Below are 13,476 nucleotides of genomic sequence, written 5' to 3'. Positions count from 1 at the left end.
AGAAAGGATAATATACCATGGACATTGAAGTGATCCTCGCCAAGGCTCAGGAGTTGCTTACGTTATACGGCCTGAAAATCGTTGCGGCGTTGTTGATTTTCATCCTGGGGCGCTGGATATCCAAGTTCCTGCGCACGATGATAGTCAACCTCATGACAAAAGCCAAAGTGGACGCCACTCTGGTTTCCTTTGTCAGCAACATCTCATACATCGGGCTCCTGATTTTCGTCATCGTGGCGGCCCTCAACCAATTGGGCATCCAAACCACCTCCTTCATCGCCATATTGGGCGCCGCCGGCCTGGCTATCGGCCTGGCGCTCCAGGGGTCCTTGTCCAACTTCGCGGCCGGGGTGCTGATGATCATCTTCCGGCCTTTTGAAGTGGGGCACAGGATCGATGGGGGCGGGGTTTCCGGCGTTGTGGAGGACATCCATATTTTCACCACCAAGCTCAAAACTCCGGACAACAAAACCGTCATCGTTCCCAACTCCGTCCTGACGGGCGATAACATCATCAATTATTCCGCCAAGCCCACCATGCGGGTGGATTTTGTCATCGGCGTGAGCTACGACGCGGACGTGGAGCATTGCAGGAAGGTCCTGACGGACGAAATCCTCAAAGATGACAGGGTGCTGAAAAACCCGGAGTTGTTCGTGGGCGTCCTTGAACTTGCCGACAACAGCGTGAACTGGGTGGTTCGGCCGTGGGTGAAAACCGAAAACTACTGGCCGGTCTACTTTTCCTACATGGAAAACATCAAAAAGCGCCTGGACGCGGAAGGCATCGGCATTCCGTATCCCCAAAGGGACGTGCATTTGTATCAACAAACTTCGGAATAACTGCGCACGGATTCGCGGGGAAAGAAACCTATGGGGTCAAATCTACGTTTGACGTTTGACCCCATTCCCCCACGAAGAAGGGAGGACGACTATGAGCGACAATTCCGTTATTATATCGTGTAGTTCCTGCGGCGCCAAAAACAGGGTTCCGGCCTCCCGGCTGGAGGATCGCCCGGTTTGCGGAAAGTGCAAAACCCGGCTGCCCGGGCCCTCGGCAACCAACCGCCCTGTGGATGTGACCGACGCGAGCTTCCAAAGCGAGGTCCTCGCCTGTCCTATTCCGGTGCTCCTGGATTGCTGGGCGCCCTGGTGCGGCCCCTGCAAGATGGTGGCGCCCGTCCTGGATGAGATCGCCAGGGAGTACGCCGGCAAGATCAAAGTGGCGAAGCTGAACGTGGATAACAATCCGGCCACGGCGTCCCGGTTCAGAACCCAGAGCATCCCCACCATGATTCTGTTCAAGAACGGCCGGGAGATCGACCGTTTGGTGGGGGCGGCGCCCAAGCAGCAGATCATTCATTTTATCCAAAATCAACTGTAGGGCGGCTGGAAGCGCACTTCAGTATATTTTCCGCTTACGCCCCGGCAGGAGGCTGTTTTGCCGGGGCGCGCTCGGGCCCACAAGGGTTGCAAGCACTGTGCAGCCGCCCCGTCTGCGAGCGCCGTGGAACGCGCAAAGCGCATCCTGGACAGGCGCCAGGGGCCTGTTCCGGCAAATCAAATTCAACCTGCCGGGAATCAAGAAGCAATGTAGCGGCAGGGCTTGCCTGCTTTCTTTTTGTGCGGCCGAAAACAATCGTCGAAATCAGGAAAGCCCGGCGGGCGAACAGTGCAGTTTGGATTCCTGCCTTTGTTTTGGATGGATCGCCCGTTCCGTAAGCATTGTGGAACTCCAGTTGCTGACAGGGTGAACCACATGCGCTCCCCGCCCCGGCATAATACTGCTTTGCCAGGGCTGCCCATGGTTTAGCAGCCGTGTCAATATTTTGAAAATGTATGATTTCAGGTGGTTAAATTCTATTTTTTGATGCACGGCGCGAGAGCGGACCTGCATAGACAAGCAACTCGCCCTTCCCATCATCACATCCGATTTTCATTGACTTGCCGGCCAATTAGGATCATACCGATCAGGACGATATAATTACGACCTCTCCACGGATAGGAAGCAAAGACTCTCGTCCCGCCAACCGCTCCGTCCAGGGGCCTAACCTGTACCCTGGCGGACTGTTATGCACCTTAAACCATTTTTCGATCCACACTCCCCTTTTATGAGCAAGTACACGCCCAGGTTCCTGGAGCGTTTTGACCTGTCCTTCCATGACGAAGGCTTGTGCACCGAGTATTTTATCGAAACCCTGGACGAACACCAGACCATATCGTCGGCCCTGGTGCTATCGCAGAACACCTTTGCAAACAACCTGCACGTCTCCCGGTTTTATCCGGAATTGGCCAAAAGGACGAATTGCAAATATATGTCCGCCGTGGCCTTTTATCTGATGATCCACCATTTTTCCCAAACCCATCATCTTAACAACCAATGCCGGATTTCCCTGGACACCACCAACAGGGTGTTTGATCAGTTTTACTCCCATTTGCTGGATTTCAATTTTTGCATCCGCCGGCAAATGGCGGGGGGGAACGTGGCCTTGGTCAGCGATTACTGCCACGACGAAATCAATCTGGCCATGATTCATCCTCACGCGGAACAGGAGGACGGGCCCGCCTTTTTGTATACCTGAAAGCCTATTTGGAGAGGCGCCTTTATGGACTGATTTCCAAACGAGCGGCTCAAACGTCAAACGTAGACTTGACCCCATTCTGGATTGACACTGATTGTCATTATTCTTTAATTTTTCCAATTTTACTGCATATTATCAATATATTATCTTTTCAAAAATATGCTATTACGGCTTAAAAGGTTGCCAAGACCCCCTTCATGGAATATCTTTTATAAACTCGGTTTTGGAGATTATATATTGACAACCTCGTACGCGGGGCGATGGAAGGTTTTAATTAATGAAGAAATGGCTGCAAAACGATCTGGCTTGTCCGGAATGTTTTTCCAATAAAAATCTTTTGGATTTGATAATTGAAGAAGAAGTTGACGACGACGTCATGGAGGGGAGGCTCGTCTGCACGGATTGCGGCGCCAAGTTCGAGATTTCCGGCGGCGTGGCCATCCTGCTGCCCAAGAAAACCCGGCATATTTTGTCCGAAACCTCGGGATACAATTCCCAGAGCATGCTGTCCGCGTATTTGTGGAGCCACTTTTCCGAATTTTTCAACGGCCCCAACTCCACGGACGCATACACCATCTGGTCCTCCTTGTTTGACGGAAAAAACGGCTACGCCGTGGACATCGGGTGCGCCGTGGGCAGGCTGTCCTTTGACCTGAGCAAGACCCACACCCGCGTTATCGGCCTGGACACCTCCCTGTCCTTTATCAAGCGGGCGCGGCGCATTATGAAGGAAAGAAGCCTGCATTTTGACATGATCCTGGAAGGCAATATCACGGAGCGGCAGGTTTGCGAACTCAACCCGGACTGGAACTACGACCGGGTGGAGTTTATTGTGGCGGACGCCCTGGCTCTGCCTTTTCACGATGATTTGTTTTCCACGGCTTCGTCCATCAACATTCTGGAAAAGGTTCCTCACCCTATCCAGCACTTGCAGGACGTCAACCGGGTTCTTAAAAAGAAGGATTCCGTGTTTGTTTTTTCCGATCCCTTTTCCTGGGACGCTTCCGTCTCCACCCCGGACCTTTGGCTGGGAGGCCGCAACCAGGGGCCTTACAAGGGCCGCGGGATGGATAACATGGAACGCCTGCTCAGCAATGGGGACGGGGTCTTTACCCCTCCCTTCGAAGTGAGCAAAAAAGGGGACGTTTTGTGGAAGATCAGAAAGACGGAAAATTTATGGGAGCATATTCACTCCCAGTACCTCATTGGAGTCAGATAGCAACCCCCTGACAGGAAAGAGTTATGACGCAAACCAAACATGGCATTTGCGGCCTGTGCTTTCACAGCCCGGGTTGCGGCGTGATTGTCCATTTTGACGATGAAGGAAAGATCGACCATTTGGAGCCGGACCCGGACGCGCCCATGGGCGAGGTCCTGTGCCCCATATCAAAAAGCGCCCGGGACATTGTGTACTCGGACAAAAGGCTGTCCACGCCTTTAAGGCGCACCGGCCCCAAAGGGACCTACGAGTTCGAGCCCGTCACCTGGGACGAAGCATACGACGAGATAGCAGCCAAGCTGAACGAGTTAAAGGAAAAGTACGGCCCGGAATCCGTGGGCTTTTACGCAGGCACCGGAACCTACGAGCGCTCCTTTAAGGACGCGTACCAGTTGAAGGGCTCGGAAATCTACCTGGCCTCCAGCGTGTTGTTCCCGTTTGGATCTCCCAACACCTTCGGCGTGGGCGCCCCGTGCTATACGTCCCTGGGCGTATTGGCGCCCAAAGTCACCATGGGCTGCCTCCATATAGACATGTACTCCGACCTGGACAACGCAGACCTGATCCTGGTCTGGGGGACGGATCCCTCCACGTCCACCCCGCCGGCGGCGTTCAGCAAGCTGGAGCGGGCCGCAGAGGAAGGCGCGGAAATCATCGTCATCGATCCCCGGCGCACCAAAAGCGCGGACCTGCCCGGCGCCGAATGGCTGCCCATCCGCCCCGGCACGGACGGCGCCCTGGCCCTGGCCCTGGCGCATGTGATCATCCGGGACGATTTGCACGACAAGGATTTTACGGAAAACTGGTGCCAGGGCTTTGAGGAGTTCGCCGAATACGTGGAGGACTTCACCCCGGAATACGTCTCGGAATTGACCGGCATTGACGCGGACCGCATCGAGGAGCTGGCCGAAAGCATCGCCGAGGCCGACGGCGCAACCTACGTCATGTACACGGGCCTGGAATACACCAAAAGCGGCGTTCAGAACATCCGGGCGGTCATGGCTTTGTGGGCCGTGGCCGGCCAGTTGGACGTGGAAGGCGGCCGCAACTTTTTGCATCATGACGCCTTCATCCCCCTGAACAAATCCATATTAAAGGAAACTCCGGGCTTCGGGAAATCCATCGGCGCGGACAAGTTTCCGGTTTATGCGGAATACTGCGGCGGAGAGCCCCACGCCATCCTCCTGCCCAAGGCCATTATCGACGGCGATCCCTATAAAATCCGGGGGCTGTTCATCCAGGGCGCATCCATCCTCACGGCGTGGCCCGACCCCAAGGTCTGGCAAAAAGCCATGGAGGAGCTGGACTTTTTGGTCTGCATCGACCTGCAAATGACCAGGGACGCCGCCTTTGCAGACATTGTGCTGCCTGCATCCACGGCTTTTGAGCAGGAATCCTATTGCTATTACGGCAACGCTATCCGCTACCGGGAAAAAATGATCGAACCCGTGGGCGAGGCCAAGCCCAATCACCAGATCCTGGCGGAACTGGCCGAACGCCTGGGCTACGGAAGTTTATACGCCAAAGATCCCAAGACCCTTTTGGGCTCCGTCCTGGAAGGCTCGGGCTACAGCCTGGACGATCTACTGAGCGCGGAAAAATTCGTGATCAAAAAGCCCGGCAAGCCCATGGAATACAAAAAATGGGAAAAAGGCCTGCTCCGGAAAGACGGCAAGCCCGGGTTTGAAACCCCGTCCGGAAAATTTGAAATCAAGTCCACCGTCCTGGAAAAGCACGGTTACGACGGCCTGCCCAAGTACGAGGAATCCTTTGAAACTCCGGTGAGCGATCCCGACCGTTTCAAGAAATTCCCCCTGATCCTGGGCACCGGCCCCTTCAAGCCGGACATGAAGTCCTGCTTCCGGGCCATCCCGAGGTTCATGAAAAAATTCCCCTCCCCGGCCATTCAAATAAGCCCGGCGGACGCGGCCGAACGCAGGCTGGAAACCGGCGATCTGGCCACGCTCAAAACCGCCCGGGGTTCGGTGGTCATGCGGGTTTTCGTCACGGATAAAATCATGGAGGGATTCGTCTACGCTCCGGTGGGCGGCGGCGGCCCCTTGGGAACCGAGGAATGGCAGGCGGCGAACGTGAACATGCTCACCGACCTGGAGCAGTTCGATCCCATTTCCGGCTTTCCCGTGTACAAAACCCTGCTTTGCCAGATAAAACGCAAACGGGACAAGCGCCATAAGATCGAAGTTCCCGACCCCACCCTGGGGTGCGTGGGGTAAGATCCTTCCACCATCAAAAATCAACAAGCAATGATTCCAATAGGGCGGCCCGGAAAGCACGGGCCGCCCCTTTTTTTGTTGCGGGCGGCGAGGCATACATATGCTGATTCCTTCACGCAATACAGGAAGAGTGAATCCCAACGCCGCCAATTCCTTCCTGGCTATATATTGACGCCCTCTATTCCTTGTCTTATTTTGATAGTTAGCGACAATTCACCAAACGGAGGAAATCATGCCCATTTACGAATTCAACTGCAAAAAATGCGGCCGGGACTTTGAGGAAATTGTGGGAATGTCCGACAAGGAAACGCCCCCATGCCCCAAATGCGGCGCCAAGGAAACCGAACGCCTTATGTCCTGCTTTTCCAGCCGGCGGGGCGGTTCCTTTGCTAAGTCCTCATGCGGCCCTCCCGGCGGCTTTTCCTGAGGCCCCTAATTCGTGCGGCGGTCCGCCGCGCTTTACATTCAAGTCCCTCCGGCCCGGCTCTTGGGCCGGAGGGAGTCCCTAAGCCATTCCCCCCTTCAAAAAATGCCCATTTTCAGGCGATTCCCCCTTTTCCTTTTACAAAAAAATATGGCATATTTATTCGGGCTATGATAAATTTACATCAAGCGCTGGAACAACATGATGGAAAAAACCGGCGCGCTATGCGGCGCGAAATTGCAAGTTATTGAAAATAATAGAAAGCTGCTTGTTTCTCTTTTACTTTCATGGCTTGGACGCGGCCTGTTTTTTTTGCCTGGCGATGCGAGACGCGCTTCTGAATCCAACCCGTTCGGCCATAAAATTGATCGAGTGGAATAAATTTTGTTCAGGGGCCGCCCTTTTTTCATTTTTACCCATAACCAACGGAGCGGATGTCTACCATGTCAAACAATGCACCGACCCTAACCCCGAGGGGTGAAGGAGAGAAGCTCTTTTCCGAGTTTTCCTTCCCCAGCTATCAGGAATGGTACGATGCGGCGGTGGCCAGCCTCAAAGGCGCGCCCTTTGAAAAGAAGGTCATCACCAAAACCTATGAGGACATTGATCTTCAGCCCATGTACTGGCAGCATGAAATCAAGGATTTACCGCACATAGACACCATGCCGGGAAGCGCCCCCTTTGTGCGCGGAACCAAGGCGGACGGCTTCCTGATCAATCCCTGGAACATTTGTCAGGCTATTTCGTGCTCCACGCCCGAGGAGTTCAACAAGGCGGCGGTGCATGATCTGGAAAGGGGCCAGACCGGCCTGCAGGTGGTTTTGGACCCTGCAGTCAAGCTGGGTCAGGATCCGGGGCGGGCCAAGGCGGAAGACGTGGGGGCCATGGGGCTTTCCGCAGCTTGCGCAGGCGATTTCGCCAAGGCGCTGGCCGGGGTGGACACCGCCAACATTCCCATGTTCGTCAATGCAGGGGCCACGGCCCTTCCCATAGCCAGCCTTATGGCCGCCGGACAGTTGGTGAGCGGCAAGTTCGCCGCCAGCCTGGCCGGATGCGTCGGCGCCGATCCTCTGGGGGAATTGGCCGCCAAGGGCGCCATCCCCATTTCGTTGAATGCGGCTTACGACTCCATGACCGCCTTGCTCATGTGGGCCAAGTCCAACGCCCGCCATGTGCGGACCATCATCGCCAGCGGCTCGCCCTATCATGACGCGGGCGCCAGCGCCACTCAGGAACTGGCTTTCGCCATGGCCACGGCCGTGGAATACGTCAGGGCCATGCAGGAGCGCGGGGTGGAATTCGATGTGATCGCTCCCAAGGTTTGCTTCTCCTTTTCCGTGGGCGGCCATTTTTTTATGGAGATCGCCAAGCTCAGGGCGGCGCGCATTCTTTGGACCCAGATCGCCGACGCTTTCGGCGGCAATGAAGAATCGCAGAAACTGTTCATGTTCGCCCGCACCTCGGCCTGGACCAAGACTCTGTGCGATCCTTACGTGAATATGCTGAGAAACACCACCGAGTGCTTTGCAGCCGCCATGGGCGGCGCGGACATGGTTTACGTGGCGCCTTTTGACGAAGTCGCCCGTCAGCCCAACGAGTTCTCCCGCAGGGTGTCCCGCAATCTGCAGATCGTCTTGCAGGAGGAAAGCCGGTTCACCCAACCCGTGGATCCTTCGGGCGGTTCCTGGTTTGTGGAAACCCTCACGGACACGGTGGCCGAAAAAGCCTGGGGCATTTTTCAGGAAATCGAAAAGGCCGGCGGCATGGCCAAGGCCCTGGAGCAAGGCCTGCCTCAAAGCCTGTGCGCGGACGTGGCCGCTCAAAAGGCCAAGAACATCAAAAAGCGCAAAGACGTCTTTGTGGGAACCAACATGTACGCCAACCTGGCGGAAACGCCCCTGGAAGTCCCGGCGGTGGATCACGCCGCGCTGCAATCCCAACGGGCGGCCCAGGTGGAGGAATTCTGCAAGGCGGCCGGAAACGGCGGCGACATGCTGAAAGCCCTGGAAGAGGCCATGAAAAACAGCCCGGCGGCGCCCGAAACCATGGACAAAGCCGTGGCCGCAGCCCAGGCCGGCGCCAGCCTGAGCGCCATCTTTGGAACCCTGGAAGCCGGTTCCGGAAGCGTGACGCCCTTGGCCGTCCACCGGGGCTCGGAGCCTTTTGAAAGCCTCCGTTTCGCCATGGACAAGCATATAAAGGAAACCGGCCAGCGGGTTAAGATTTTCCTGGCTAACATGGGCCCCATTCCGCAGCATAAGGCCCGGGCCGACTTCTCCGGCGGATTTTTCCAGCCCGGCGGATTTGAAATGGTGGAAAACACCGGGTTCCAGACGCCTGAAGACTGCGCCCAGGCCTTCGCCGATTCCGGCGCGAAGATCGCCATCATCTGCTCCACGGATAAAGCCTATCCCGAAGTGGTTCCGCCCCTGGCCAAACTGCTCAAGGAAAAAGTCTCCGGCGCCTTCGTGCTCCTTGCCGGCAAGCCTGCCAAGGACCTGGAGCAATCCTACAGGGACGCAGGGATGGACGATTACATCTTTATGGGGGCTGATTGCTACACCCTGCTGTTAAACCTTCAAAAACGGAGCGGACTGACTCATGAATAAGACACCTGATTTTACTGCCATGGCTTATAACCCGCCCAAATCCAAGGCGGGACTGGCCGAATGGAAGGCAGCCCTGGATCAGGCTGCCGCCGACGCTATAGATTTTGAATGGATGACCAACGAGCAGATTCCGGTCAAGGCCCTGTACACGGGGGAAGACGTCGCCGATCTGGAGCACACCGGATTTGTGTCCGGCATCCCGCCTTATCTTCGCGGGCCTTACCCCACCATGTTCGTCACCAGGCCCTGGACGGTCCGCCAGTACGCGGGCTTTTCCACGGCTGAGGAATCCAACGCATTCTACCGCCGCAACCTGGCCATGGGCCAGAAGGGCCTGTCCATTGCCTTCGACTTGGCCACCCATCGCGGCTACGACTCGGACCACGAACGCGTGGTGGGCGACGTAGGCAAGGCCGGCGTGGCCGTGGACTCCATCCTGGACATGAAAATCCTGTTTGACGGCATTCCATTGGACCAGATGTCCGTGTCCATGACCATGAACGGCGCGGTCTTGCCCATCCTGGCCTATTATATCGTGGCCGCCGAAGAGCAGGGCGTATCCCACGAGCAGCTTACGGGCACGATCCAGAACGACATCCTCAAGGAATACATGGTGCGGAACACCTACATTTATCCGCCCACGCCCTCCATGAAGATCATCGCGGACATCTTTGAATTCACCAGCCAGAACATGCCCAAGTTCAACAGCATCAGCATCTCGGGCTACCATATGCAGGAAGCCGGCGCCACGGCCGACATCGAACTGGGCTACACCCTGGCCGACGGCTATCAGTACGTCAAAACCGGCGTGGCCGCAGGCATGAGCGTGGACACTTTTGCGCCCCGCCTGTCCTTTTTCTGGGGCACGGGCATGAACCACTTCATGGAAGTGGCCAAGCTCCGGGCGGGCCGCTTGATTTGGGCCAAGCTCATCAAGGGCTTCGATCCCAAAAATCCCAAGAGCCTGGCCTTGCGCACCCACACCCAGACCTCGGGCTGGAGCCTCACCGAGCAGGATCCTTACAACAACGTTTGCAGGACCTGCATCGAGGCCATGTCCGCCGCTTTGGGCCATACCCAGAGCCTGCACACCAACTCCCTGGACGAAGCCATCGCCCTGCCCACGGATTTTTCGGCCCGGATCGCCAGGAACACCCAGTTGTTCCTCCAGGACGAAACCAAAATCTGCAAGGTGGTGGATCCCTGGGCCGGGTCCTACTATCTGGAAAGCCTCACTTCCCAGATCGTGGATCGCGCCTGGGGCCATATTTGCGAGATCGAATCCCTGGGCGGCATGGCGAAAGCCATTGACACCGGGCTTCCCAAAATGCGAATTGAAGAAGCGGCGGCCCGCAGGCAGGCGCGCATCGACTCCAAAAAGGAAGTCATCGTGGGCGTCAACAAATATCGCCCCGAAACGGAAGATCCCATGGAAGTCCTGGAAGTGGACAACACGGCCGTGCGCGACGCCCAGATCCGGCGTCTGGCCCAGTTGAAGGACGGCCGGGACGAGGCCGCCGTGTCCCAGGCGCTGGAAGCCATTACAAAGGCTGCGGAAACCGGAAACGGCAACCTGCTGGACCTGGCCGTCAAGGCCGCGCGGGTCCGGGCCAGCCTGGGCGAAATTTCCTATGCAATCGAAAAGGTCACCGGGAGGCATAAAGCAGTGACGCGCAGCGTATCCGGCGTATACAGCACGGAATTCGGCGAAGAGGAAGAAGTGGCAGCCGTCCGCAAGATGACGGACGAATTCGAGGAGACCGAAGGCCGCCGTCCCCGCATCATGGTCGCCAAAATGGGCCAGGACGGGCACGACCGGGGCGCCAAGGTCATCTCCACGGCCTTCGCCGACCTGGGATTCGACGTGGACATCGGACCCTTGTTCCAGACGCCCGAGGAAGCAGCCCTCCAGGCTGTGGAAAACGACGTCCACATCATCGGCATGAGCAGCCTGGCCGCCGGGCATAAAACCCTTCTGCCCAAATTGGTGGAAGAGTTGAAAAAACACGGCCGTGAGGATATTATGGTCATCGTGGGCGGGGTTATCCCGGCCCAGGATTACGAGTTCCTCAGAGAACACGGCGCATCCCTGATCTTCGGCCCCGGCACGGTCATCCCCGTGGCGGCCCAAAAGGTCATGGTGGAGCTGAACAAACGGCTGGCTGAATAATCCAGTCCAACGATAACCGGAAGGGGCGCAGCCGTTTTACCCGGTTGCGCCCCTTTGCATTGCATAGAGAGTGCGCATGAGTTCAGGCAAACGCCCCGAATGGGCGCCCCAAGATTGTGACGGCAAAGGCTTTGCTTCCCTGGTTGTTGACGGCGTGGAAGGCGGGCACGACGGCATGCCCGGCGGCGCCTCCAAACCCGCCGCGCCGCCCGTGGTTCGGCGCAAAAACCTGCGGGTGCAGGATTTCGTCCAAGGCGTCCTGGCCCAGGACAGGACCGTCCTGGGCCGGGCCATCACCCTGGTGGAAAGCAACGTTCCCGCCCACATGGAGCGGGCTCAACGCATGCTCAAGGAACTCATCCCCCACACCGGAAACTCCGTCCGGGTGGGCATTACGGGCGTGCCGGGCGCGGGCAAAAGCACCTTTATCGAAGCCCTGGGCTCCCTTTTATGCGATCAGGGCCATAAAGTGGCGGTCCTGGCCGTGGACCCCTCGTCCTCCCTCACCCGGGGCAGCATCCTGGGCGACAAAACCCGCATGCAAAATCTCTCCCGCAATAAAAACGCCTTCATCCGCCCCAGCCCATCCAGCGGAGTCCTGGGCGGCGTCACCCGAAAAAGCCGCGAAACCATGCTGGTCTGCGAGGCCGCCGGGTTCGACGTGATTTTGGTGGAAACCGTGGGCGTAGGCCAGAGCGAAACCGAAGTCCGGTCCATGGTGGATTTCTTCTTGCTGGTCCTGATAGCAGGAGCGGGCGACGAACTCCAGGGCATGAAAAAAGGCATCATGGAGCTCGCCGACGCCATTCTCATCAACAAGGCCGACGGCGATAACAAGCAGCGCGCCGAAACGGCCCGGTCCGAATTTGAACGCATCATCCACTATCTGCTGCCGGCCACCGAGGGCTGGACCACACAAGCGTTGACCGCGTCCTCCCTGACCGGAGATAGAATTCCCGACGTGTGGCGGACCGTGGAGAAGTTCAAGGCCAACACCATGGCCTCCGGCGTGTTTCAACGCCGCCGCAACGCCCAGACGGTCCGGTGGGTCCACTCCATGGTGGACGATTATCTGCGGACGGCCTTTTACGGCAATCCCACGGTGAAAGCCATGATTCCCGGCATTGAATCCGACGTGGTGGAAGGAAGCCTCTCCCCCACCCAGGCCGTCCAAAAACTGGTGCAGGAATACGAGAACCACTGCAAAGCCAATCCATGAGGATTGGAGTCATCCATGTTTTTTGTCCTATGGCGGCGAAAATCTATTTATAAGTATCTTAAATAAAAGCAAAAATACTCTTGCTTGAAAGCAAGAGCGGCGTACGGCGCAGCCAGCGCCGCCCGGGCAACTGAAAGCCGCCGCCGAAGTTGGGCGCCCCAGGCACAGCAGATCCGTGCCTGGGCGCGATAGCGCACAAGGCGCGACCTTTATCGGGAATAGAATCCTGGCATGTCCAACGGACGGATACCCTGTCTATCACCAAACAAAAAGCAGGAAGTCAACCAACTCCTTCCGCCCGCCTCCCTTTCCTGGCTTCGAGGATCTTTTCCGGCCGCGCCTTGTGTTTCTTCCAAACCCAGGCGGCAAACAGCGCTGCCTGGGCCGCCCTGGTTAAAAACCGCGCTTTTCGCTGGCCAGTCTTTCCTGACTGCGACAATCCTTCCCGGGCGCGTGAAAAAGAAAGCAGGGCAAGCCCTGAAGCTGCCTTTCCACTTCAAATCCTGCGGCGATGGTCTTCAGTGAAAGCAAATGAGGCGCCGTACATTAAGGACCGCGCAATGCGCGTTCCCTGGCAGGCGCGGGGGCCTGCCGCTGCATATCGAATTGGCTCTCTACGGCATGCATGACAATATCGGCGCAACGCCCCGCCAGCGGGCGTCTTTAAAAAACTGACGGAACAGGCGCGAAGGCATGCCGCCGCCGATTGAATTTATCTCTCCCCGGCGAATTTTGAGCTCAAGAAATCGAGACCAAAAGCCGATAGACTATTCAAGTTGAAAAATCTGAAAAAACCAACCGGGGAGGAAACCATGCAAACAGTTGGAGCGGCCGACATAGTCTTTATTCTGTGCATCGTAGCGGGCTTGATCGGGTTGTACATCAACAGGCCGGCGAAACGCGCCTGGAACGACGACGTGTTGAATCAGATTTACGGAGAGGGAAAGATTGAAGTCTTTACGGACGCCCCTTTGCCGAAATAGGCGGCGAGCTTTACAACGGCGGACGCTCAGGATTTATATA

At 57.0% G+C, this 13,476-nt stretch carries 11 protein-coding genes; all 11 read left to right on the top strand.

The window, feature by feature from the left end; genetic code table 11:
* The first annotated feature begins 17 nt into the window (after positions 1-17).
* The 11 genes from BUE18_RS17245 to BUE18_RS28000 all read left to right on the top strand — a co-directional run bounded on the left by BUE18_RS17245 (position 18) and on the right by BUE18_RS28000 (position 13,436).
* Positions 18-839, top strand: a complete 822-nt coding sequence (locus BUE18_RS17245; protein ID WP_073477432.1) for a mechanosensitive ion channel family protein — start codon at positions 18-20, stop codon at positions 837-839.
* A 91-nt stretch (positions 840-930) separates the two neighbouring features.
* Positions 931-1,380, top strand: a complete 450-nt coding sequence (trxC, locus tag BUE18_RS17240) for a thioredoxin TrxC (protein WP_073477431.1) — start codon at positions 931-933, stop codon at positions 1,378-1,380.
* 688 nt (positions 1,381-2,068) lie between these two features.
* On the top strand, positions 2,069-2,578 hold the full coding sequence (locus BUE18_RS17230) for a hypothetical protein (protein WP_073477429.1): 510 nt from the start codon (positions 2,069-2,071) through the stop codon (positions 2,576-2,578).
* A gap of 277 nt (positions 2,579-2,855) precedes the next feature.
* Complete coding sequence (locus tag BUE18_RS17225; protein ID WP_073477428.1) at positions 2,856-3,797, top strand: methyltransferase domain-containing protein; 942 nt, start codon at positions 2,856-2,858, stop codon at positions 3,795-3,797.
* A 23-nt stretch (positions 3,798-3,820) separates the two neighbouring features.
* On the top strand, positions 3,821-6,031 hold the full coding sequence (locus BUE18_RS17220; RefSeq protein WP_073477427.1) for a molybdopterin-containing oxidoreductase family protein: 2,211 nt from the start codon (positions 3,821-3,823) through the stop codon (positions 6,029-6,031).
* A gap of 232 nt (positions 6,032-6,263) precedes the next feature.
* Entirely contained in the window at positions 6,264-6,458 is a 195-nt protein-coding gene (locus BUE18_RS17215) for an FmdB family zinc ribbon protein (RefSeq protein ID WP_012609368.1), read from the top strand.
* 198 nt (positions 6,459-6,656) lie between these two features.
* Positions 6,657-6,836, top strand: a complete 180-nt coding sequence (locus tag BUE18_RS27560; protein ID WP_139264786.1) for a hypothetical protein — start codon at positions 6,657-6,659, stop codon at positions 6,834-6,836.
* A gap of 62 nt (positions 6,837-6,898) precedes the next feature.
* A complete protein-coding gene (locus BUE18_RS17210; RefSeq protein ID WP_073477426.1) occupies positions 6,899-9,064 on the top strand; it encodes a methylmalonyl-CoA mutase family protein in 2,166 nt (721 codons plus the stop codon).
* Complete coding sequence (gene scpA / locus BUE18_RS17205) at positions 9,057-11,234, top strand: methylmalonyl-CoA mutase (RefSeq protein ID WP_073477425.1); 2,178 nt, start codon at positions 9,057-9,059, stop codon at positions 11,232-11,234. Before BUE18_RS17210 ends, scpA begins: the two co-directional genes overlap by 8 nt.
* 76 nt (positions 11,235-11,310) lie before the next feature.
* Complete coding sequence (gene meaB, locus BUE18_RS17200; RefSeq protein WP_073477424.1) at positions 11,311-12,453, top strand: methylmalonyl Co-A mutase-associated GTPase MeaB; 1,143 nt, start codon at positions 11,311-11,313, stop codon at positions 12,451-12,453.
* An 812-nt stretch (positions 12,454-13,265) separates the two neighbouring features.
* Positions 13,266-13,436 (top strand): hypothetical protein, encoded by a 171-nt coding sequence (locus BUE18_RS28000; protein ID WP_170868396.1) that lies wholly within the window; start codon positions 13,266-13,268, stop codon positions 13,434-13,436.
* The last annotated feature ends 40 nt before the right edge of the window (positions 13,437-13,476 follow it).

The sequence above is a fragment of the Desulfatibacillum alkenivorans DSM 16219 genome (assembly GCF_900142135.1).
Classification (GTDB): domain Bacteria; phylum Desulfobacterota; class Desulfobacteria; order Desulfobacterales; family Desulfatibacillaceae; genus Desulfatibacillum; species Desulfatibacillum alkenivorans.
The sequence above is the reverse complement of the archived record's forward strand: the minus strand, read 5'-3'. Positions and strand labels throughout refer to the sequence as shown.